The organism is Aureitalea marina, from assembly GCF_002943755.1.
GTDB lineage: Bacteria > Bacteroidota > Bacteroidia > Flavobacteriales > Flavobacteriaceae > Aureitalea > Aureitalea marina.
In genome coordinates this window covers 903,322-925,851 of the sequence record NZ_MQUB01000001.1, presented here as the reverse complement: position 1 = coordinate 925,851, position 22,530 = coordinate 903,322, and the positions used below count along the sequence as shown (strand labels likewise).

Genomic DNA, 22,530 nt, shown 5'->3' with positions numbered 1-22,530 from the left:
TGAAATAACTTTTTTGATGATGAATAGAAAATGATCTTAGTCATCAAATGAAGATATGTCATTTAAAGATATTAAAATATGCGAATATTCGCACGTAACAGTTCCATAATAAATGGCTAATTTTACAATGATTCGATTGACCTGGTTAGTGAATCGAAGTGATGTGAGAATCATAATTGTAAACACAATGTCACAGATCAGTGGTGAAATAGAGCTACTGATCGCTCTAAAGAACCTTCACGCGAACCGTGGAGGTTCTTTCTTTTTAGGACTCCATTTTTGTAACTTGGTCCAAATCGACCTCCTATGAACAAAAAGAAGTTGGGTACTGGTATCGCCTTGGGAATTGCTATAGGTGCTGCCCTGGGAGCTGCCCTGGACGATATGGGTACATGGCTTGCCTTAGGCACTGCGATCGGGGTTGCAATAGGTGCAGGCTTCTCTGCTCATGAGAACAAGGACGAAGACGAAACCAATTCATCAGATTAACACTAACACCGCAATCTTTCCACTAATGATTAGAAAATTTTCCTTCTTTCTCCTGGCTTTGGCATGTATCCAAGCCGTGGGGCAATCCAGTGAAACGGCCAAAGCTAAACCCGTATTCGAAAATGGTGAGGCCCAGCTAGTAGAAGCCTTCAGTGATTATGAAAATTGGATTCGCCATGACCTTTGGGTGGAAACTGAATTCGATACCGATGGAGATGGTCAACCAGATCGTATGCATGTCGCGGTTACCAGACCAGGACAAACTGACTCTGAAGGCTTGAAATTGCCTGTTATATATGTGAGTAGCCCTTATTTTGCCGGGGTAGCTGGCAATGTGGAAGGTCTTTTCTGGGATGTGAAACATGAAGTTGGTGAACAACCACCCAAGCCTAGGGTGCATCCAGAAGTCGTCAGACGTGGAGAACGGCCTATCATCTCTAATTCCCATATCGAAACCTGGGTACCCAGGGGATATATTGTTGTCCACAGTTCCTCACCGGGAACCGGTCTCTCCCAAGGTGCTCCTACCGTTGGTGGAGATAATGAATCCCTCGCACCCAAGGCGGTGATCCAATGGCTAACCGGTAAAGACAACGGCTACACCAGTCCGGATGGAGGCGAAAAGGTAAGCGCTTATTGGAGTACTGGAAAGGTAGGTATGACTGGGACCAGTTATAACGGTACGATTCCATTGGCCGCTGCAACCACTGGGGTTGAAGGGCTTGAAGCTATCATCCCCATAGCACCCAATACCTCCTATTATCACTATTATCGTTCCAATGGCTTGATCCGACATCCCGGCGGATATTTAGGAGAAGACATCGATGTCCTCTACGATTTCATCCACAGCGGTGACACGGCCAAGCGAGCCTATAACAACAAGATCGTTCGGGATACCGAAATGGCCAACGGCATGGACCGCATTACCGGAGATTACAATGAATTCTGGGCGGGTCGGGACTATCTGAACGATATGGAACCCATGAAAACAGCCCTATTGATGTCGCATGGATTCAACGATTGGAACGTGATGCCAGAACACAGCTATCGGATCTATGAAGCAGCCCGGGCAAAAGGACTACCCGTTCAAATCTTTTATCATCAAAATGGTCATGGTGGACCTCCTCCCCTTAGCCTTAGGAACAGATGGTTTACCCGTTACCTGCATGGAATTGAGAACGGGGTGGAAGATGATCCGAAGTCTTGGATCGTGCGCGAGGCTGACAAAAGGGATAATCCCACGCCTTATCCGGACTATCCCCATCCAGATGCCGAGGATGTAAAACTCTATCCCATGAAAGGTGGTAACCAAATGGGAGACCTGTCCCTTGTACAAAACCGCATGATAGCCCTGGAAAAAGTGGTTGACGATGTATCCATTTCTGGAGATTCCCTGGCCAAATCCAGTAATAGTGATCACCGCTTGTTATATCAGACTCCTGTCCTGACCAAGGATCTGCACCTTTCCGGAGTCGCTGAGATCAAAGTAAAGATGGCCAGTTCTAAACCGGCTTGTAACCTTTCGGTCTGGCTGGTTAGCCTGCCGTGGAACCCAGATAATAAAGCTGCGATCACCGAAAATATCATCACCCGAGGTTGGGCGGATCTGCAAAATCACGAGAGTCTGGAAAGCAGTGAACCTTTGGAACCTGGAAAATTCTACGAAATGAGCTTCGAGTTGCAACCGGATGATCAGATCATAGCTGCGGGGCAGCGTATTGCTCTTATGGTATTTTCTAGTGACAAGGACTTCACCATATGGCCCAAACCAGGTACAGAACTGACCCTGGACCTCTCTGGCACCTATTTGAGCTTGCCCGTGGTTGGCGGTAACGATGCACTGAAAGCCGCTACCCGTTAAAGCATGATACAAACCGATCAATCTAAACGTTATCCCAAGCTGGTTTTGCTTGTGATGATGGTCTTTTTCTCGATCTCACTGATCACCAATATTTTGAATTCCATCCTGGCTGATGTCAAAGTGAGTTTCGAACTCAGCCTGGCAATGGCTGGTTGGCTTCCCTTTTCCTTCTTTGTTGCTTATGGGGTCATGAGTATACCTGCGGGATTCCTGGTCGAAAAGTATTCGGACAAGCGTTTGCTGATCACTGCCTTTGTGTGCATTGCGATTGCCTCGGTCATTTTTGCATTCTTCCCTTCATTCGGGCTATTCAGCATTACCCTTTTTTTACTGGGTTGTAGTATGGCTGTTCTGCAAGTGATCATCAACCCCATGTTGCGAGTTGCCGGTGGAGAGGCGGACTTCGCATTTAACTCCGTCTTGGCCCAACTGGTCTTCGGATTGGCTTCTTTTGTGAGTCCTTACCTGTACATCGGTTTGGTAAGTGAGGAAACTCAGGACGGATTGACCGTTTTGCTGCGTTCTCTGGTTCCGGCAGATATGCCCTGGGTTTCACTCTATTTGATCTTTGCCCTGATAGCCTTATTGTTCTGGTTGGTCATTAGCCGTATGAAATTCCCTGAGATCATCAGGAGTACGGACGAACAAGGTGGTGGCCGAAAAACCTATACCTACCTCCTCTCTAATAAATACACCCTATTGTTCTTTCTGGGAATATTTTGCTATGTAGGAACGGAACAGGGAATTGGCAACTGGATCTCAGAATTCTTATATCAATATCATGGATTAGACCCCCAAACCACAGGTGCCTCAACGGTTTCCTATTTTTGGGGATTGTTGACAGTAGGATGTCTACTTGGACTTTTACTGCTTAAATTATTGGATAGTCGCATGGTGCTTATCGGTTCTGCCCTACTGGCCATGGGCTGTCTGTTTACTGCACTGACAGCGGGGCCCCAGTTAGCTGTATATGGATTTGCGGCTACCGGTTTTTCGATCTCGGTGATGTGGTCCATCATCTTCTCCCTGGGACTGAATTCGGTCCGGGAACATCATGGAGCCCTATCCGGGATCTTATGTACAGGAATAGCGGGCGGAGCAATTTTGCCATTGATTGTAGGAATGATAGGCGACAGTCTGGATCTTCGCGCTGGCATGTACTTCTTGTTCATCCCCCTTGCCTTTATCCTGAGTATCGGATTTTGGGCCAAGCCATTGATCAATAACAGACGGTTTAAAAAAGGAAGTGAAGATGTACACTAAGCTAATTGGTGTAGACCTGGGTGGAACAAAGTTCGAAGCAGGTCGAGCGGCTATCGGGATGTCGACCCATGAAATTACGCTGGAGGCTAAACACAGAGAAGCAGTGAATCCTGCAATGAGTTCTGACCAATTGCTGGAACAGTTGTTTGCATGTATCGAGCTGGTTCTAACCGAGGAAGTAACCGCTATTGGAATTGGTGTTCCGGGCCTTGTTAATCCTGAAACTGGTGAGATACTCGATATCCAGAATCTGCCAGCTTGGAAGAAGATAGGCCTTATCCAAATCGTCGAAGAAAAGTTCAAGCTTCCGGTTAAGCTCAATAACGATGTTAACTGTTTTGCATTGGGAAGTCACTATGCCGGTACTGGAAAACCCTATCAGAATATGGTGGCGCTTAGCTTGGGTACCGGTCTGGGATGCGGTGTGATTACGCATGGAAAACTCTACCAGGGACTACTTTGCGGTGCTGGTGAGATAGGTATGATTCCATATCAAGATGGTATAGTCGAGCAATACAGTGGAAGTTTCTTCTTTCAGCGAGAATACGGTCAATCTGCAAAACATATGCATAATAGAGCCAAAGCTGGAGAAAAAGAGGCCTTGGACGCCTTTAGACAATTTGGTATTCATTTGGGAGAAGCCGTTCGCATCGTTCTTTTTGCTTATGCACCTGAGGCAATCGTACTGGGAGGTTCTATTTCCCAGGCGTGGCCTTATTTTGAGAGGAGTATGCGAGAAGGGCTTTTCGATTTCCCGTATCAATTGCAATTAGAACAAACTGCATTTCTTCCGGAAAACACGCCCGACCTACCTTTGATCGGTGCCGCCATGCTGAGCAATTAGATACCCTTTGCGCAGGCCATTTGCATTGATTACCTTAAGGAGGTGAATCTGTAGTTATGAAAGCATCTCTTCGGCATCTATTTGGCATGTTCTGGCTCTATCTACCTCTGTCTTTCTTCTTGTGGGCTTTTACTGGAAATAAGGAAGTGCCGGATCAATCTCAGCAAAAATTGAGGGCTTTGATATTGGATGGTCAGAATAACCACTATATCTGGCCAAAGACATCTCAAATGATGAAGTCTTATCTGGAAGAGACTGGTCTTTTCGAGGTAAACATAGTTAGATCGTCCCAGATCGACCTGGGGATCAAATACAACCCCAACCGTCCTTACAGATTGGATCAGTATCTGTGGGAGTATCCTTTAAAAAGTGAAAGTAGTCAACGTCAGGTTGATCGCGTAATCACCGACCCCAACTATGCCCCTGATTTTGACCAACACGATCTGGTTGTGCTCAATTTTGGGATAGATGCGGCCCCATGGCCTAAAACCACTCAAAAGGAATTCGAAGACTATATGAACAATGGGGGTGGCTTGGTTGTTATTCATGCCGCCAATAATTCATTTGGCAACTGGGATGAATATAACAAGATGATTGGTCTGGGAGCCTGGGGTGGACGCGATCAGGACTCAGGACCCTACGTTTACCTTGATCAGGATGGGAAAGAGACTCGAGATAAGGGAGCAGGAATATGCGGATCTCATGGTCCAGAACATGAATTCCTGGTCACTACCCGGGATAAGGATCATCCAATTATGCAAGGACTCCCTGAGGTCTGGATGCACGCCAAAGACGAGCTCTACGACCGCATGAGAGGGCCAGCCGAGAATATGACCATACTAGCAACGGCATATTCCGATCTGGAGCAGAACGATCCGCCTTGGGATCAAAATACCAGGGGGTCAGAACGAAACGAACCCATGCTCATGGTTACGCGATACGGACAAGGTCGAGTCTTTCATTCTGCTCTAGGGCATTTTGATTATTCCCAGGAATGTGTTGGCTTTATCACAACTTTCCAGCGTGGGTCAGAATGGGCCGCCACTGGTGGCGTAACGCAGGCCGTGCCCAAAGATTTTCCAAGAAAGAATCGGACAAGTTCCCGGCCTTGGAACCCTAATGCAGAGCTCGCACAGTTGCAAAAAGAAAGAAGAGACAGCAACCCCTATCAACAGTGGCTGACTCTTGTAAACAGTACTCCTTCAGACTCCATACAAGTCTATTCAGATGCAGCAATCGCAGTGAATGACAAATGGAACACCCAAAGCGGAAAAGATGATATTAGAAAAGCATGGCAGCAGTTTTCGGCCCGAATTGACAGTAGTTGGACAATGAATTATGTCTTAGCGAATAATCGAGGCAGGCATGCTTATGAAATTGGCGGTTTTAGAACCAATTATGGTCAATTATTTGGTCAATTCGTTATCTGGGAATTGAACTCCAATCCAAAGAGACGACTATTCGAATTTACGGTGCCGGCCGAAATCATTGAAATTGACAAAACCGAATTAGATCAGCGACGTAAAGAATGGATGCAATACTGCAATGCCCATCGAGTGGACCAACTGGTGAACGAACTGTATACTAAAGATGCCCTCTACTACAACCACCGCCCATTGATCAAAGGTCGTGAGGCGATTCTCAGGGAATACTCCTATATGAATAATCCCAGCTATCAGTTGGAGTTGAATCCCTTAATTGTTCAACCCCTTAGGGAGGATCTGGTCATTGAGATCGGTCAATGTGCCGGAGGGTACAACGGGAAATATATATTGATCTGGGAACGCAACAAAGATGGTCTGTGGCAGATCGCCCTAGACTCCAATATTTAAACTAATTGAACATGCAACTAGGAAACTTCTCATTAAGTTTAACCGTCAAGGACATCCATGTTTCTTTGGAATTTTATCAAAAACTTGGTTTTACCAAATTTCATGGAGATATCGAACAGAATTGGCTCATTCTAAAGAATGGTAACTGTACCATAGGGCTCTTCCAGGGAATGTTTCCCAAGAATATCCTGACGTTCAACCCAGGCTGGGACGATCAAGCCAATCCTTTAGGTAATTTTACAGATGTCAGGGATTTACAAGCTCAAATACAAGCTGCTGGAATTAAAATTCATACGCCGGTTTCGGACCAGACCAATACTGGCCCAGGGAGTCTTATCCTGGAAGACCCTGATGGCAATCCTATACTGATAGACCAGCACGTCTGATCAGATTTAACTATTCCCGAATCAGACCTTGTATTTATCCAGCCAATTCTGTAACTAGCAGTGGCGCTTGAACAGCGCCTTAACAATTAACATCGATCATGAAAAAAACAGCCTTCTTGGCGGTCCTTATGACCGTCCTGCTTTTTCCTGCCTGCCAACAATCCGCTGATAATGAGATTGCTTCGAATGACAAGGAATTTAAAGTAGATTTTGAAAAATTCACCCTGGACAATGGCCTGCAGGTCATATTTCACATAGACCGCTCCGACCCAGTGGTTGCAGTTGCTTTGACTGCCCATGTTGGATCCGCTCGGGAAGTGGAGAACAGAACCGGTTTTGCCCACCTGTTCGAGCATTTGCTTTTCCTGGAGTCGGAGAACCTGGGTAAAGGTGGCCTGGATAAGATGAGTGCGCGCATAGGAGGTTCTGGTGCCAATGGATCCACTAATCGGGACAGGACCAACTACTTTCAGACAGTTCCCAATGATGCACTGGAAAAAATGATCTGGGCAGAAGCCGATAAACTAGGTTATTTCATCAACACCGTAACGGATCCGGTGCTGGCCAAGGAGAAACAAGTTGTTAAGAACGAAAAGAGACAGGGCGTGGACAACAGGCCGTACGGACATACTTCCTCAGTCATCCATTCCAATCTTTACCCTAAAGACCACCCCTACAATTGGGAGGTAATCGGTTCCTTGGAAGATTTGCAAAATGCCACCTTGAAGGATGTTAAGGATTTCTTCAACAGCTGGTATGTTCCCAATAATGTGACACTGACCATAGCTGGAGATTTCGATACAGAACAAGCCAGGGCATGGGTCAAGAAGTACTTTGATGAGATTCCAAGAGGTCCGGAGATCAGCAAAATGGAAAAACGTCCTGTGAGCTTGACCGAATCCAAGAAACTGTATTATGAAGACAATTTTGCCCGCCTTCCACAGTTGACCTTGACCTGGCCCGGAGTTTATCAATATCATCCTGATTCTTATCCCCTATCTGTATTGGTCCAATACCTGTCAAGGGGTAAACAAGCTCCGATGTATAAGAAATTGGTAGAGGAGCAACAGCTATCAGATAATGTGAATTTCTTCCAATACAATTCTGAGCTGGCCGGTCAACTCATGTTGCGTGTCACCGCTTTTGACGGTAAATCCCTGGATGCCGTCGCAGCCGGTATACAAGAGGCCATGAACGAATTTGAAGCCAATGGAATTTCCCAAGCAGATCTGGACCGTATCAAAGCTGGTCAGGAAACCAATTTTTATAATGGTCTGTCCTCTGTTCTTGGCAAAGGCTTTCAACTGGCACAATATGAAATCTTCGCAGGAGATCCGGGCTTTATTAACCAGGATGTAAAGAATATTCTGGAAGTAACAACCGAGGACGTGATGCGCGTTTACAATACCTACCTCAAGGATAAGCATTACATCGCGACAAGCTTTGTACCGCAAGGTCAGGCTTCATTGGTCCTATCGGGATCCAGTCTGGCCGAAGTGGTTGAGGAAAAGATCGTACAAGGGGCAGAAGAAACCTTTGATCCCAGTCTCGCTGCAGAGTATGAACGGACTCCATCCAGTTTTGACCGTTCGGTTGAACCTCCCTACGGTCCTAGCCCGGTAATCGGCACTCCAGAGGTTTGGCGATCCGATATGGCTTCGGGAATCCGTGTCATGGGAATCGAAAACAATGAAGTTCCACTGGTACAGTTCGAAATTCAGATAGACGGGGGCCTACTGCTAGAGGATCAAGGAAAGATCGGAGTATCCAATATGCTTGCCCAAATGATGACAAGAGGTACGGCTTCCAAGACGCCGGCTCAATTGGAACAAGCTATCGAGGCACTTGGAGCTTCTATAGGGGCCTATTCCACCGATTATTCTTTAGTGATCTCTGCGAACTGCCTGTCCAAGAATTTCCCAGCCACAGTAGAACTGGTCCGCGAGATCTTGTTAGAGCCCAGATGGGACGAGAAAGAATTGGAACTTCTAAGACAAAGCGTTATCAGTCAATTGCAAAGACAACAAGCCAATCCAAATGCCATCGCCTCTAATGAGTATGCCCAACTGCTATTTGGAGAAGGCCATATACTGGCCAATAACAATTTGGGTAGTTTGGAGTCTGTACCCAACATTAGCATGGAGGATCTAAAGCAATATTACACAACCTTCCTATCTCCTTCCGTATCGAAATTACATATAGTTGGCGATGTAAATCAAGACGATGTTATGACGGCTTTTGAGGGAATTGACGCTAACTGGACTCCGAAAACAGTAGATATCCCTGCAGTTCCGGAAATGCCGGCAGTGACAGTCTCCAAGGTCTATTTCTACGATGTGCCGGGGGCTAAACAATCTGTACTGAATTTCGGATATCCCGCGCTCAAGATCACGGATCCGGACTACTATCCTGCATTTGTTATGAATTACCGTTTGGGAGGAGGCGGTTTCGCTTCACAATTCACTCAACAGCTAAGAGAAGGAAAAGGGTATACCTATGGAATACGTTCCAGATTTAGCGGTTCCAATTACGGGGGTAGCTTCACGGTATCTAGCGGTGTTCGTTCTAATGTTACCTTCGAGTCCGCAGACCTTGTAAAAGAGATCATGAGCAATTATGCAGAGGGCCTAACAGAAAGTGATCTTGAGATCACCCAAGGATTTATGATCAAGAGTAGCGCCAGGTCCTTTGAGACCATCAACTCCAAACTGAACATGATCCGGAACATCTCGAATTACGGGTTTTCAGACGCCTATGCCAGCGAACGTATTGCTTACGTGCAAGGGCTAACATTGGATGAGTTGCAGGGACTAGCAAGGACCCACATCAAACCAGATCAAATGATCTACCTGGTAGTTGGTGATGCCGCCACTCAATTTGAACGGCTCAGGGAACTTGGATACGGTGAACCCATACTACTTAACAGACCATAGAGAAGTCGGCCCTATGTGGCCGACTTTTTTTATACACTATTCACTCGCAGGTATTTACGTGTATACACTTATTGCCTGGAGTGTTGATTTAGCATACCTTCGGGAAACCATCAACAGAATGATTTCACGGTAGAACATATTAAAATTTGGAATACCGATAATCTTATCATTCACATCCCCATTCTTCATAAGCGAACATGCTACTGATGTTTGTAGGTTTATTGTTCATCCGGCTTTCCAGAATGGGTTGCCGGATGTTTCTTTTCGTCAAATGTCGATCTAGAATAGACCTGGCCAGGTCAGTTCATGGACCCAAACAGATACATGTCAAGATTTCCTTCTACCAGTATCTCCAAATGCGGATTTTCATCTTGCCACAGGATCTTCATTCCGGTTTGACGCCATAGATGAGCAGTATGCTCGCGATAAACTATACCTGAAATTGTGTAGTCATTGAATTTCATTTTGCGGAAATAGCCAAAAAAACGCGACATCAAATAAAACGCACTGACCATAGAATCGGCGTATAAGGAATAGAAATAGAAAACTGTTCCCTCGCTGGGATTCATACTCAGATCACCCACTCTGAGCTCCTCCTCTGTTCTTTTCCGATCGCGCAACTCCAGGTAGCTGGACATTCTAAGTGGCAGGACAGCAATTTGACCAGCGTAAAAGCCGCTTTGATCGTCCAGCATCAGATTCAATTCTGGTAATCTATTAGCCGCTTCTTGTAGAATTCGAATATCCAATCCAGGTAAGTGGGTATGTAATGCTTTTACCCGGTGAACAAAATCTGCGTCTTCCCGGGACGAAAAAGTGGTCAGCCTGTCCTCCTCTACTTCGATCTCGTTCTTAAACCAATTGGCGTCTTTGATCAAGGAACCCATGATGGAGTGTGAGTACATCCGACGTTCGATGTCGTAAAATACGGCAATTGGGCGTTCAGAATTGAGATTGTGGATGACTTGATGTGGAATTGAGAGCTGCTGCACCAAAAATTTCTCCTTTTCAGGATGCACCAAGGTCACGTTCCTTTCCCATCGAGCCACTGTCCTAGAATCGACATCAAGCATTGCCGCCAGGTCGATCTGGGTCATATCATGAGCTTTTCTATAGTCCAGTAAGAGGGTTCCGAGATCCGGATATTTCTTCATTGAAGCACACTTTTTATAAAAATATTCAAAAATGTACAGACTGGACATGCCATGTCTACAAAAGTGCTTCCACCACGGTCTAATTTTGTCTTGTCAATAAGGATAAACCCCAAATTATCAAGTCTTATGGAAGTAATTATAACACTGCTCATTGTGATCTCCGCCACCTGGTTGGGAGTTCGAAGAAGCAAACAAGAAAGAAAAGAAGAAGGCTCCTATTTATAAAGGTTTCACAAAGATAACAAGAGCAGAGCGAAGAAGGGAGATGTTGTATCAGAAGTTACTCTTGTTAGAGCAAAAGATCATTCGGGATCGCCATACGGCAGAACAAAAGATGGTCGTGCTCAACGACATAAAGATTTACCTGAGTGGGTTATCCATTGGATCGGAAGTCCTGATCGGGTTAGAACAAAATAAGTTCATTGAGTTGTTGGAGGATTTGAAGGGAAAGTCACTGACTGTCGCAGAGCGTAAGATGTTGTTGGAATTAAATGAGGTTACGCAGCAGTTGGGAAATGATGGTTACAGTCAGTGATTTTTTTAAGCCTAAAGAGTATTGATGGATGAATTGGGATTATTTAAAAGTGTGGTTTAATAGGAGAAAGAACAGATTAAAGCTGCTCAGTTTCCAGGACCTACCATCGGCAACCAGACGGCTGATCGAAAAAGAGGACGATCAACGCCTGGCAGAGATACTCTTCCGGTTGGAACAGATCCGTGAAAGAAGGATCAACCGAACCTTAAAACTGGCCATTGCCATAAAAGGGAATTCCTTCTTACAACGTGTGAACGTATAAAGAGACAAAGATTTAGAAGATAATTTTTTTCATGATTGTTGGTTTTTGATTGTTGCGTTTAAGTATCAGGCGATCATGTTAGTGATTGGAGTTAAGGTTAGAGATTGTTGAGAGAATCGCCTATCCCCACTTAAACGTCGGCCCAACCGGAAGGTTGGGCCTTTTTTATGGGTATGAACCAAATGACCGACAAGAATTAAATGGAGTATTCCCCAACAATGATTTCCCGGGCCAAAGACAGTTTACGAAAGAAATTAATTATTCATCATGAGTAATAAAGACCAGATAGATCGATTATTTGAAGAGTTAGCAGGCCAATTCGACCCAAATTCTTAATGATCTGAGTGAAAAGACCATGGAGCACCTCGGGCGTTATGATCACACTATAGAAGATCTGGACCAGTGTATCGATCAGGTTCAGAACTTTGTGAATGAACACCAGGAGGAGTTGAGTCCCCGGTCTAAGGACCGGATTTTGCGCTTAATGAGAGACTTGCACGACTCTGCGGAAAACCTTCATGCCATACCTACACACCGTATACCCGTGAGTTTAAAGGCCTATTGCCTGGTCTTTATATACCTTTTCCCACTGATCTATGCGCCAACCATCATCAATGGAGTTGGCAATGGGACCCACCCTGGGATCTGCTATCTGATCGTGGTTCTGACCCAGTTCATCCTGGTCTCTCTTTACAATATCCAGGGCCAATTGGAATATCCTATCGACAATCACGGATTGGATGATATACGCTTGGATCAATTTGTTTTGAATAGCAACGGAAACTCGTCCTAAGAATAAAAAAACCCGGCTGTAGGCCGGGTTTTTCTCTTATGGAAAATGGTGAATTATTTCACTTCTTCAAAGTCGACATCCTCTACATCAGAATTCTCTCCACTGTCGGCTCCAGCTTCGGCATCACCAGTAGGCGCACCGTTCTGCTGTGCTTCGGCCTGAGCTTTGTACATCTCTTCTGAGGCGGTCTTCCAAGCTTCGTTGATCTTGTCCAGGGCAGGTTGAATGGTATCAACATCCTTGGTCTCGTGGGCTTTCTTCAATTCCTCCAGGGCATCTTCGATCGGCTTCTTCTTGTCCTCGCTCAGCTTGTCGCCAAACTCCTTCAGTTGCTTCTCGGTCTGGAAGATCATGGCATCGGCCTCGTTGATCTTGTCCACCTTTTCTTTTGTAGCTTTATCCGCTTCGGCATTGGCCTCGGCATCACGCTTCATCTTTTCGATCTCTTCGTCAGTAAGTCCGCTGCTGGCTTCGATTCGGATATCCTGAGATTTCCCTGTCGCCTTATCAGTGGCACTTACTTTGATGATACCATTGGCGTCAATATCGAAGGTAACCTCGATCTGAGGCACTCCTCTAGGAGCCGGTGGAATACCATCCAGGTGGAATCGGCCAATGGTCTTGTTATCTGCAGCCATTGGACGTTCTCCTTGCAAGACGTGGATCTCCACACTTGGCTGATTATCAGCAGCTGTACTAAACACCTGAGATTTCTTGGTCGGGATGGTGGTGTTGGCATCGATGAGTTTGGTCATCACGCTTCCCATGGTCTCAATTCCCAGAGAAAGAGGTGTCACATCCAACAGGAGTACATCCTTCACATCACCAGTCAATACTCCACCTTGGATCGCAGCCCCAACGGCAACAACCTCATCCGGATTTACTCCCTTACTTGGAGCCTTACCGAAAAATTTCTCTACGGCTTCCTGCACAGCAGGTATACGGGTAGAACCTCCTACCAGGATGATCTCGTCGATATCACTGGTTTGCAGACCGGCATTCTTAAGTGCAGTCTTACAAGGTTCGATTGTTCTTTTGATCAGATCGTCGATCAGCTGCTCGAACTTGGCACGGGTCAAGGTTTTAACCAAGTGCTTAGGCCCTGTAGCCGTAGCCGTTACATAAGGCAGGTTAATCTCTGTCTGGCTGGAAGCAGACAATTCGATCTTGGCTTTTTCAGCAGCTTCTTTCAGGCGCTGCAGGGCCATAGGGTCCTTACGCAGGTCCATTTGCTCCTCGCTCTGGAACTCATCGGCCAGCCAGTTGATGATCTTGCTATCTACATCGTCTCCACCCAGGTGAGTATCACCGTCGGTAGCCAGTACTTCAAATACCCCATCGCCTAATTCAAGGATAGAGACATCGTGGGTACCACCACCAAAGTCGAATACGACGATCTTCTGATCGCTGTCTTTTTTGTCCATCCCATAAGCCAGGGCAGCAGCCGTTGGCTCATTGATGATTCGTTCTACGGTCAGTCCTGCGATCTCACCTGCTTCTTTTGTAGCCTGTCTTTGGCTATCGTTAAAGTAGGCAGGTACGGTAATAACCGCACGGGTCACATCCTGCCCCAGGTAGTCCTCGGCTGTCTTCTTCATTTTCTGAAGGATCATCGCACTGAGTTCCTGAGGAGTGTACAGACGACCGTCTATATCTACACGGGGAGTATTGTTATCCCCTTTTACAACTTTATATGCAGCGCGTTCCGCCTCTTTAGAAGATTCGGAGTACTTATTTCCCATAAATCGCTTAATGGAAGAAATGGTCTTAGTGGGATTGGTCACAGCCTGACGCTTGGCCGGATCCCCTACTTTGATCTCCCCGCCCTCAACAAACGCGATTACAGAGGGAGTGGTTCTTTTTCCTTCGGCATTAGGGATCACGGTTGGCTCACTACCTTCCATCACAGACACACAAGAGTTCGTGGTCCCCAAGTCGATTCCAATTATTTTACTCATAACTAAATGAACTATTATTTAAGTGTTAATCGAATTCCAATTTGTCTACTCTATGTCAATCTTTATGCCATTGGAAAATAGCTGACAGGGTGTCAGTATTAGTGATTCGTGAATCGTGAATCGTGAATCGTGAATCGAATAAGTAGTATAACTGTTTGGCCTTCGATTAACCAATAACGACTAACGCATAACCTACTTATTCCTTACCTTCATGCTTTAAACCATCCAATACCATGAAAACTCTACTCTTCCTAGCTCTAGCGTTTACCCTTGTCAATTGCAAATCTGAAAAAGAAGAACAACCGGCTATAGCCGAGCCTTCACCTGTGCAGGTCAAATTAGAGACGGCCATGGGAAATGTGGTCATAGAACTATCGGACAAAACGCCGCTTCATCGCGATAATTTTATAAAAATTGTAAATGAAGGGCGCCTGGACAGTATGTTATTTCACCGAGTATTAGAAGGATTTGTCGTTCAAGCGGGGCTCTATGACAGCCTGACAATGGCCGCTATGGATTCCGTGGAGCTGGAAGCCGTCAATTACAGAATCCCCGCAGAAATGGATTCGACCCTCTTCCACAAACGAGGAGCTCTAGGTGCTGCGCGTACAGGTAACCCGGACAGGGAGTCCTCTTCGCTCTCCTTTTATGTAGTGCATCGAGGCCCACGGGTTGACAGTCTTATCGATGTAGATCAGGATAGAATCAACACCTGGTTACAACAGTATTATTTTTTACAGGACCCAAGTAATAGCAGCTGGAAGGATTCCCTGAACCTGGCCGATCAGAATGAAGACTGGGAAACGTTTAGCCGTTTATCGGACACTATAAATAAATTAGCGGATACTTTCACCTTCGAATACTACGACATTCCCGAAGATCAACGAGAAATTTATCGGAAACAGGGAGGTACACCTCATCTGGACCAAAATTATACGGTCTTTGGAGAAGTGATCAGCGGTATGACGGTAATTGATTCAATCGCCAAGGTCGCTGTTAATGAAGCAGGTATGCCTGACCAGCCGGTTTATATTCATAGAGCTGAGGTGGTCAAGAGTGAGTAGTAAAGCGTGAAGCGAATTTTAAACCACCAAATTACATGACTCATTATTAAATTGCTCACTGCTCACTGCTCACTGCTCACTGCTCACTGCTCACTGCTCACTGCTCACTGCTCACTGCTCACTGCTCACTAAATAAATCGAATCACGATTAACGAATAACTACTAACAAATCATACCTAGGGGCCCCCAAGCCCCGTCCGGGTGCAATCTAACTCACTGGATAGTATCACACCAGGAAAAATCATTGAATTGCTTATCATTCTTGAATGATTGCGTGTTGATTTAAGAATAGTTGGGAGTAAGAATAAACATCTCTACAAAGTGTTCGCACCTACAAGTGAAATTTAAAAACGCGCAGCCAGGAAAGCATTGATCCCTCCAAAATTAAACCGAACCCTGCCTTTCAAATCGCTGCCAAAGGGTATCTCTTCTACCCTATAGTTGTTCGTTGAATGGGCCAGTCCAATACCGACGCTCTTAGAGAAGAACCAGGTAACCGAAGCGTTAGATTCTAATATGTTGATCTTTACACCTTCTATTTCCAGCCAAAAGAACTCGATCGCATATCGTGCCAATAAGCGAGGGGTCAGGTAGGCAGATCCGTGAAAACCAAACAAAATGGCAGGTGCCATAAAATCAGTCTTGGAACTTGTAAAGGCATTGTTTAATCGAGCCTCGAATCCTGTATTTATAAATACTCCGCGCAAACCACCGGAGACACCGGCCTTCCAGTTCAAATTATTAAAAAAGGAATGCCGATAGGTCGCTGCGAAATAGTCTACATCGAAATTGAAATTAACACCCGATCCTTGTTCGAATATGATGTCTTGAAACTCTATATCCTCTTTTAAGGTCAGTGACCGATCCCGATTGATCTTGGTATAGGTTACCACCAATTCAGAGTTCTTGGCTAGACGGATGAAGGCGTCTGCTCGGAACACGGCCAGGTCTTCAGATAATCCCAAGTCGTCCTCCAAACCGATCTCCGTACCCAATCGGCGCCCATCGATCCGCAAGGTGGTCGATAGGTTAGGATAGTAGAAACCCGCCTTTACATAGAATCTCGGGTTGATGGAGTCTCCTTGCCTATCAGCGTAACTCTGGCCGAATACTTGTGATCCTGCCACCAGAAATAGGGTGATTAATTTACTTATAGGTAGGAGTGGACGGGAGAACTTCATAGGTCTTAAGTTGATTAATGAAAAGGCTAAAAAAACTTCTTAAGGGTTAAATTAAAATAAAGAGTTTATTACGCAAAGAAAATTCGGAACATAAAGGGATTTTTCTAACTTTGAGATTCTCGCTAACTCTGATTATGAAATATCTCTCCTTCACCCTTATTACCGTATTACTTGTCGCCTGTAAAGGGGATAAGGATGTAGCCCAACTTCCGCCTCAGGAGATTCCTGTATTTGAGGCCCAAAAGAAAGATGTTCCCATCTACAACGAATTTGTTGGTCAGATCTATGGGCTAAAGGACATCCCCATTCGGGCCAGAGTGGATGGATTTCTGGAGAAGATATCCTTTGAAGAGGGTACCCAGGTTAAAAAAGGACAACTCCTCTACTCTATTGACCCGGATCCCTATCTGGCTCAAGTCGCAGCCCAGGAAAGTAAGTTGGCTGAGGCTGAGACCATGAAGGTCAATGCCAAAAACGAATTGGACCGATACCAGCCCCTGGCGGAGATCAACGCGGTGAGTCAAAGTGATCTCGATGCCTCACAAGCGACATACGATGCCTCAATAGCCTCTGTAAATGCAGCCAAAGCTAATGTCAGTCAAGCTCGGATCAAATTGGGGTACACAACGATTGAATCCCCAATTGAAGGCTTAATTGGAAAGACGGAAGCCAGAGAGGGTGAATATGTTGGTAAAGAACCAAATCCCGTTATCCTAAATACCGTTTCAAGAATTGACACGGTGAGGGTTCATTTCAGTATCTCGGAAAGTAAATACCTAGAATTGGCCCGAGAGTACCAGCGTAATCGAACAGTCGAGGATGTTAAACGCGATGTAGAAGATGGTAAAGTAGAACCGTATATTGACTTAATACTTGCCGATGGAACTTTATACGACGAGAAAGGAGTCATTGACTTTGTAAATAGCCAGATTAATACCAGTACTGGATCATTGCTAATTCAGGCAAGCTTTCCAAACACCGCTCGCTTACTCCGACCTGGCCTTTATGCGAAGGTCAGAGTACAATTAACTGTAGCGGAGGATGCCATTTTAATACCACAACGCTGTCTATCTGAATTACAGGGTGAATATTCTGTCATGATTGTCGATGATAACAATCAGATCAAATCGGTGCCCGTCAAATTAGGGACTCGTGTGGGTGATATGGTCATCATCGAAGATGGATTAGATGGAGGCGAAAAGATTGTCATAGACGCTCTTCAAAAGATCAGAGCAGGTATGGAAGTAGTTCCTGTTGCCAGTGACTTCACTAGTAAAAATGCTGGTTAATCATGGCAGAAAGTAAAGGAAATTTTTTCGTCCACAGGCCAATTGTGGCCATGGTGATCGCTATAGTGATCGTCATTGTAGGTGGGGTGTCCGTGATCGGGTTGGCCATTGAACAATACCCTAATCTGACTCCACCTATTGTAGAAGTTCGGGCCACTTACACAGGCGCAAATGCTTTAAATGTAGAAGAATCTGTTGCCACCCCTATTGAACAAGAGATGAATGGGGTGGACAATATGATCTACATGAAAAGTACAAATGCCAACGACGGAACCATGGTGATCCAGGTATCCTTCGATGTTGGTACTGACCCGGATATGAATACCGTATTGGCCCAGAATCGTGTATCTGCGGCAACGGCCAAATTACCCAGTGCAGTTACCCAATATGGGGTGACCACCAAAAAATCATTGCCAAGTCAGTTAATGCTAATCACATTGACTACTGACAATCCAGCTCACAACAATGCCGAGTTTCTTGGGAATTATGGATTGATTAATATAAAAGACCGGTTGGCCCGTGTTCCAGGAATTGGACGGGTGGATATATTGGGAGCCGCCAATTATTCGATGCGAATCTGGATCAAACCAGACCTACTGGCGGTAAGGGGAATTACGGTCCCGGAGATCGTCAATGCGATCAACGAGCAGAACGTGATTGTTCCTGGAGGGAAATTTGGAGCGGAACCTGCACCCCCCGGCACTGAATTCACCTATACCGTTCGATTACCGGATAGATTTAATTCGCCAGAAGCATTTGAAGACATAGTGATCAGAACCCTTTCGGATGGGTCACAAATTAAGATTGGCGATGTTGCCCGGGTTGCCTTGGGAGTAGAAACCTATAGCATGATTCCCAGACTCGGTATCAATGTGACTGGTCGCGAGGCTGATCCAAAAGCAGCGGCTATTGTGGCTCTATACCAAGCTCCTGGCTCTAATGCCGTAGAGCTAGCTGATAATATTAAAACCGAGATGGTAGATATCAGTCAGGATTTTCCGGAGGGCATGAACTACGATGTTTCCCTGGACACCACTTTACCTATTACCGCGGGAATTCGTGATATAGTGGTCACCTTGATCATAGCGCTCATACTAGTCATATTAGTTGTTTTCATTTTTATACAAGATTGGCGTGCCACCTTGATCCCTACACTCGCAATCCCTGTCTCACTGATCGGGGCCTTTATGTTCTTCCCCTTGCTCGGCTTTACCATTAATGTCTTATCACTACTTGGGCTTGTCTTAGCAATCGGTATCGTGGTAGACGATGCCATTGTCGTTGTGGAGGCCGTTCAGGTGAATATCGAAAAAGGTATGTCCACCAAGGCGGCGACCATAGAAGCTATGAAGAAGGTTACAGCACCGGTCATTGCTACAACTTTGGTATTGGTAGCTGTGTTTATTCCGGTTGCTGGAATGGCTGGTATTACCGGAATCCTGTATCAGCAATTTGCCATCACCATTGTGGTCTCGGTATTGGTATCCTCTTTGAATGCCCTTACCCTGAGTCCTGCATTGTGTTCCATTTTATTGAAGAAACCAAAACCGTATGGCGGACCACTGGGTGCATTTTTTAAAGCCTTCAACAAATGGATGGGAAAGACGACTGACTCCTACATGAGCGTTACCCACGTGGTTACTCGCAAAATGAAAAGAGGAGTAATCTTTATTGTTCTGCTGACCGTTGGTGCCGCCATCTTCGGGAAATTGGTGCCTGGTGGTTTTATACCAGAGGAGGATATGGGGTACTTTTATGTCAACATCCAGTTGCCCAATGCTGCTTCCCTTCAGCGTACTGATGAGATCGGAAGCCAGGTGGAGGAAATCTTATTAGGCTTTGAAGAGGTCGAATACGTAACTAACGCTACTGGATATAGCTTGTTATCAGGTGCAATGGCTACCAACAATGCCTTTATGTTTGCTACCCTAAAAGATTGGGGAGATCGGGATTTTACGGCGAAGGAATTGATCAACCAAGTAAATATTGCATTGGCTACAAAAATAAAAGGGGGTCAGGCCTTCGCATTTGGGCCTCCTGCCATTCCAGGCTTGGGTAATGGTTCGGGATTCTCCATTATGTTACAAGACAAAGGAGGAAACACACCAGAATATCTCTCCCAGAACGCCGGTAAATTCATTCAAGCTGCCAACGCCAGAGAGGAGATCGGTAGTGCATTCACAACATTCCAAAGTACGGTACCACAGCGCTTCATGGATATAGACAAGGAAAAGGCCCTGAAGTTGGGTGTCTCTCTGAATGATCTGTATACCAGTATTGGTGCATTCATGGGAGGAGCCTATGTAAATGATTTTACGCGCTTTGGACGCTTGTATAAGACCTATATTCAAGCCGAAAGTGAATATCGGGTCGACGAAAAGCAGATCGAGAATTTCTTTATCAAGAACAAGGAGGGAGAAATGGTACCCCTTTCAACCCTGGCTACGGTAAAACCAGTATCCGGTCCGGATTATACAACCCGATTCAATCTCTTCCGTTCCGTAGAAGTTACAGGAGGTCCCGCTCCAGGATATTCATCGGCCCAAGCCATGGCCGCCTTGACCGAGGTTGCCTCAGAAGTGCTACCTGCCGATATGACTACCTCCTGGAATGCCATGTCGTTCCAAGAAAATAAAGCTTCTGGCTCCCTTGGAGTGATCCTAACTTTCTCATTGGTCTTTGTATTCCTCATTCTCGCAGCCCAATACGAAAGCTGGAGCCTCCCCTTCTCCATTCTGTTGGGAACACCATTTGCTATATTCGGTGCCCTCATGTTCCTGTGGATCGCCAGGCAGTTTAGTGTAAGTTTTGAGAACAACATCTTTGCCCAGGTTTCATTCGTGATGCTAATCGGTATGGCCGCCAAGAATGCCATTCTGATTGTTGAATTTGCCAATGATGAGTTTAAAAAAGGGCTCTCATTGTTCGACGCGGCGATTAATGCCGCCAAATCGAGGTTCCGTCCAATTTTAATGACTGCATTCTCCTTTATTCTCGGGGTTTTTCCCTTAGTGATAGCTTCAGGAACAGGAGCAGAAGCTCGAAAAGTAATGGGTATGGCATTGCTTGGTGGAATGAGTGTGGCTACCTTCTTGGGGGTTTTCTTCTATCCTATGCTTTTCGTTTTGATTGGAAAGCTAGCTGGTTACGAAAAGAAGCGAGATGCTCAAATGTCAACCCAACAAACCTCTGAAGAATGAAAAGATTATTCGCAATAGGACTGACCATTCTTCTGCTGCACAGTTGCAAGGTTGGTAAGAATTATAAGGGAACAGAGTTCAATCAGCCTACTTCTTTCGCCCAGGTAAACCCGGATGACACCGTAGTCTATGACTCTATCCGGACAGACACCATTGTCTTGGATACTGCTGCGATCGAATGGTGGACCATGTATGACGATCCAATCTTGAACGACCTGATCAATGAAGCCTTTTTGAACAACCGGGACGCCATGATCGCTTCAGAAAATGTGCTGCAAGCCCGATTTGCTCTCAACATACAAAATGCCGATCTATTGCCTCAAGTTACCCTCAATGGCGAGGTCACTAGGGGTAACTTTGTCATGAATCAAGTTGGGCAAACCAATAATCTGGTATTTGGATCGGGAAGTGTATACTGGGAAATTGATCTTTGGGGACGAATTCGTCGATTATCTGAAGCCGCACGCGCCGATCTAATGGCTACCGAATATGGTTACCGCGGTGTGATGATCTCCTTGGTTAGTGAAGTCGCGAGCACCTATTTTGCGCTATTACAGGCCAAAAGTCAATATGAGATCGCTCAGCGAAACGCCAGGTCAAGAGATAGTATGGTACAGATTATCAAGGCACGATACGATAAGGGTATTGTACCCATTATCGATGTGGATCAATCAACTATTCAATATACCATCGCAGCTGGAGCTGTTCCACAGTATGAAAGGCAGATTGTTCAATTACAGAACGCCTTGAGTATACTGCTTGGAAGAAATCCGGGACCGGTAGAGACAGGAACACCTTTGGAAGAACAGAATTACAATTTAGATATTCCGGTACAGACTCCCGTCGAACTTCTAGCTAGACGTCCTGATGTCGTAGCAGCAGAATACCAGGTTATCGGTCAGAATGCCCGGGTTGGTTCTGCCAAGGCAAATCGGTTGCCTACCATTAGTCTAAACGCATTTGGTGGTGTTGCTGCAAACGATTTTAAAAGTTTATCCTTTTCAAACCCGCTTTGGAGCCTTGGCGGGCAGATCATGGCACCACTAATCTATTGGGGACGTTTAAAACGTCAGGTCGATATTGAGGATAGTCGGCAAATGCAGGCGCTTTATAAATATCAAAATACGGTATTTGGGGCTATTGCAGAGGTAGAAGATATTTTGGTGGATATACGAACCACCAAGGTGGAGATTGAGATTGCGAATGAAAGAAAGCGCTCGGCGCTTCAGGCCCAATATCTCTCTATGGAACGCTACAATAAGGGAGTTACCAGTTACCTGGAATTTTTGGAACAACAGCGACAGGCCTTTGATGCTGAATTGCTTTTGGAAAATCTCAGAGCATCTTTATTGACGAGCTATGTTCAACTTTATAAAGCAGTTGGTGGTGGATGGCTCACTCCTGAAGAACGAGATGCAGCCCGGCAAACTGAGTGAGATAATACTACTCTGGCCGTAATTATTATTTGACCCAAATCAAGCATCTG

The 22,530-nt window shown here is 45.5% G+C and carries 17 protein-coding genes; 14 read left to right on the top strand and 3 right to left on the bottom strand.

Going from position 1 to position 22,530, the window contains the following annotated elements:
* The first annotated feature begins 306 nt into the window (after nt 1–306).
* The 7 genes from BST85_RS04205 to BST85_RS04175 all read left to right on the top strand — a co-directional run bounded on the left by BST85_RS04205 (nt 307) and on the right by BST85_RS04175 (nt 9,608).
* Entirely contained in the window at nt 307–489 is a 183-nt protein-coding gene (locus BST85_RS04205; protein ID WP_104812116.1) for a glycine zipper domain-containing protein, read from the top strand.
* Nucleotides 490–514: 25 nt separating this feature from the next.
* A complete protein-coding gene (locus BST85_RS04200) occupies nt 515–2,350 on the top strand; it encodes a Xaa-Pro dipeptidyl-peptidase (RefSeq protein ID WP_104812115.1) in 1,836 nt (611 codons plus the stop codon).
* Between the two features lie 3 nt (nt 2,351–2,353).
* Entirely contained in the window at nt 2,354–3,613 is a 1,260-nt protein-coding gene (locus BST85_RS04195; RefSeq protein ID WP_104812114.1) for an MFS transporter, read from the top strand.
* A complete protein-coding gene (locus BST85_RS04190) occupies nt 3,603–4,457 on the top strand; it encodes an ROK family protein (protein WP_104812113.1) in 855 nt (284 codons plus the stop codon). Before BST85_RS04195 ends, BST85_RS04190 begins: the two co-directional genes overlap by 11 nt.
* A gap of 56 nt (nt 4,458–4,513) precedes the next feature.
* Nucleotides 4,514–6,289, top strand: a complete 1,776-nt coding sequence (locus BST85_RS04185) for a ThuA domain-containing protein (RefSeq protein ID WP_146090643.1) — start codon at nt 4,514–4,516, stop codon at nt 6,287–6,289.
* Between the two features lie 11 nt (nt 6,290–6,300).
* Entirely contained in the window at nt 6,301–6,675 is a 375-nt protein-coding gene (locus BST85_RS04180; protein ID WP_104812111.1) for a VOC family protein, read from the top strand.
* A gap of 98 nt (nt 6,676–6,773) precedes the next feature.
* Nucleotides 6,774–9,608 (top strand): M16 family metallopeptidase, encoded by a 2,835-nt coding sequence (locus tag BST85_RS04175; protein WP_104812110.1) that lies wholly within the window; start codon nt 6,774–6,776, stop codon nt 9,606–9,608.
* 299 nt (nt 9,609–9,907) lie between these two features.
* Here BST85_RS04175 and BST85_RS04170 read toward each other — a convergent pair whose 3' ends face one another.
* The gene (locus tag BST85_RS04170) at nt 9,908–10,762 is read right to left on the bottom strand and encodes a helix-turn-helix domain-containing protein (protein WP_181039950.1); all 855 of its coding nucleotides are present in this window, start codon (nt 10,760–10,762) and stop codon (nt 9,908–9,910) included.
* Between the two features lie 265 nt (nt 10,763–11,027).
* Between BST85_RS04170 and BST85_RS04165 the strand changes: the two genes are divergently transcribed.
* The 3 genes from BST85_RS04165 to BST85_RS04155 all read left to right on the top strand — a co-directional run bounded on the left by BST85_RS04165 (nt 11,028) and on the right by BST85_RS04155 (nt 12,352).
* Nucleotides 11,028–11,297, top strand: a complete 270-nt coding sequence (locus tag BST85_RS04165; RefSeq protein ID WP_104812108.1) for a hypothetical protein — start codon at nt 11,028–11,030, stop codon at nt 11,295–11,297.
* Nucleotides 11,298–11,325: 28 nt separating this feature from the next.
* Nucleotides 11,326–11,559 (top strand): hypothetical protein, encoded by a 234-nt coding sequence (locus tag BST85_RS04160; protein WP_104812107.1) that lies wholly within the window; start codon nt 11,326–11,328, stop codon nt 11,557–11,559.
* Nucleotides 11,560–11,914: 355 nt separating this feature from the next.
* The gene (locus BST85_RS04155) at nt 11,915–12,352 is read left to right on the top strand and encodes a hypothetical protein (RefSeq protein WP_104812106.1); all 438 of its coding nucleotides are present in this window, start codon (nt 11,915–11,917) and stop codon (nt 12,350–12,352) included.
* Between the two features lie 53 nt (nt 12,353–12,405).
* Here the strand turns inward: BST85_RS04155 and dnaK are convergent, their stop codons facing one another.
* Nucleotides 12,406–14,310 carry a molecular chaperone DnaK gene (gene dnaK / locus BST85_RS04150; protein WP_104812105.1) on the bottom strand — a complete coding sequence of 635 codons (1,905 nt, stop codon included), beginning with the start codon at nt 14,308–14,310 and terminating at the stop codon, nt 12,406–12,408.
* A gap of 233 nt (nt 14,311–14,543) precedes the next feature.
* Between dnaK and BST85_RS04145 the strand changes: the two genes are divergently transcribed.
* The gene (locus BST85_RS04145; RefSeq protein WP_104812104.1) at nt 14,544–15,374 is read left to right on the top strand and encodes a peptidylprolyl isomerase; all 831 of its coding nucleotides are present in this window, start codon (nt 14,544–14,546) and stop codon (nt 15,372–15,374) included.
* A 344-nt stretch (nt 15,375–15,718) separates the two neighbouring features.
* On the opposite strand, the gene BST85_RS04140 is transcribed toward BST85_RS04145, so the two are convergent.
* Entirely contained in the window at nt 15,719–16,555 is an 837-nt protein-coding gene (locus BST85_RS04140; protein WP_104812103.1) for a hypothetical protein, read from the bottom strand.
* A gap of 134 nt (nt 16,556–16,689) precedes the next feature.
* Between BST85_RS04140 and BST85_RS04135 the strand changes: the two genes are divergently transcribed.
* The 3 genes from BST85_RS04135 to BST85_RS04125 are packed head-to-tail and all read left to right on the top strand — an operon-like array spanning nt 16,690 to nt 22,480.
* Nucleotides 16,690–17,844 carry an efflux RND transporter periplasmic adaptor subunit gene (locus tag BST85_RS04135; protein ID WP_104812102.1) on the top strand — a complete coding sequence of 385 codons (1,155 nt, stop codon included), beginning with the start codon at nt 16,690–16,692 and terminating at the stop codon, nt 17,842–17,844.
* 2 nt (nt 17,845–17,846) lie between these two features.
* Nucleotides 17,847–21,044 (top strand): efflux RND transporter permease subunit, encoded by a 3,198-nt coding sequence (locus tag BST85_RS04130; RefSeq protein ID WP_104812101.1) that lies wholly within the window; start codon nt 17,847–17,849, stop codon nt 21,042–21,044.
* The gene (locus BST85_RS04125; RefSeq protein ID WP_104812100.1) at nt 21,041–22,480 is read left to right on the top strand and encodes an efflux transporter outer membrane subunit; all 1,440 of its coding nucleotides are present in this window, start codon (nt 21,041–21,043) and stop codon (nt 22,478–22,480) included. Before BST85_RS04130 ends, BST85_RS04125 begins: the two co-directional genes overlap by 4 nt.
* Nucleotides 22,481–22,530: the final 50 nt, after the last annotated feature.

Bases quoted from the DNA above. Each gene is read 5' to 3' on its own strand.
- BST85_RS04180 (WP_104812111.1), top strand. From the start codon at position 6,301: ATGCAACTAGGAAACTTCTCATTAAGTTTAACCGTCAAGGACATCCAT.
- BST85_RS04190 (WP_104812113.1), top strand. From the start codon at position 3,603: ATGTACACTAAGCTAATTGGTGTAGACCTGGGTGGAACAAAGTTCGAA.
- BST85_RS04175 (WP_104812110.1), top strand. From the start codon at position 6,774: ATGAAAAAAACAGCCTTCTTGGCGGTCCTTATGACCGTCCTGCTTTTT.
- BST85_RS04140 (WP_104812103.1), bottom strand. From the start codon at position 16,555: ATGAAGTTCTCCCGTCCACTCCTACCTATAAGTAAATTAATCACCCTA.
- BST85_RS04135 (WP_104812102.1), top strand. From the start codon at position 16,690: ATGAAATATCTCTCCTTCACCCTTATTACCGTATTACTTGTCGCCTGT.
- BST85_RS04145 (WP_104812104.1), top strand. From the start codon at position 14,544: ATGAAAACTCTACTCTTCCTAGCTCTAGCGTTTACCCTTGTCAATTGC.
- BST85_RS04170 (WP_181039950.1), bottom strand. From the start codon at position 10,762: ATGAAGAAATATCCGGATCTCGGAACCCTCTTACTGGACTATAGAAAA.
- BST85_RS04195 (WP_104812114.1), top strand. From the start codon at position 2,354: ATGATACAAACCGATCAATCTAAACGTTATCCCAAGCTGGTTTTGCTT.
- dnaK (WP_104812105.1), bottom strand. From the start codon at position 14,310: ATGAGTAAAATAATTGGAATCGACTTGGGGACCACGAACTCTTGTGTG.
- BST85_RS04160 (WP_104812107.1), top strand. From the start codon at position 11,326: ATGAATTGGGATTATTTAAAAGTGTGGTTTAATAGGAGAAAGAACAGA.
- BST85_RS04200 (WP_104812115.1), top strand. From the start codon at position 515: ATGATTAGAAAATTTTCCTTCTTTCTCCTGGCTTTGGCATGTATCCAA.
- BST85_RS04125 (WP_104812100.1), top strand. From the start codon at position 21,041: ATGAAAAGATTATTCGCAATAGGACTGACCATTCTTCTGCTGCACAGT.
- BST85_RS04205 (WP_104812116.1), top strand. From the start codon at position 307: ATGAACAAAAAGAAGTTGGGTACTGGTATCGCCTTGGGAATTGCTATA.
- BST85_RS04165 (WP_104812108.1), top strand. From the start codon at position 11,028: ATGTTGTATCAGAAGTTACTCTTGTTAGAGCAAAAGATCATTCGGGAT.
- BST85_RS04130 (WP_104812101.1), top strand. From the start codon at position 17,847: ATGGCAGAAAGTAAAGGAAATTTTTTCGTCCACAGGCCAATTGTGGCC.
- BST85_RS04155 (WP_104812106.1), top strand. From the start codon at position 11,915: ATGGAGCACCTCGGGCGTTATGATCACACTATAGAAGATCTGGACCAG.
- BST85_RS04185 (WP_146090643.1), top strand. From the start codon at position 4,514: ATGAAAGCATCTCTTCGGCATCTATTTGGCATGTTCTGGCTCTATCTA.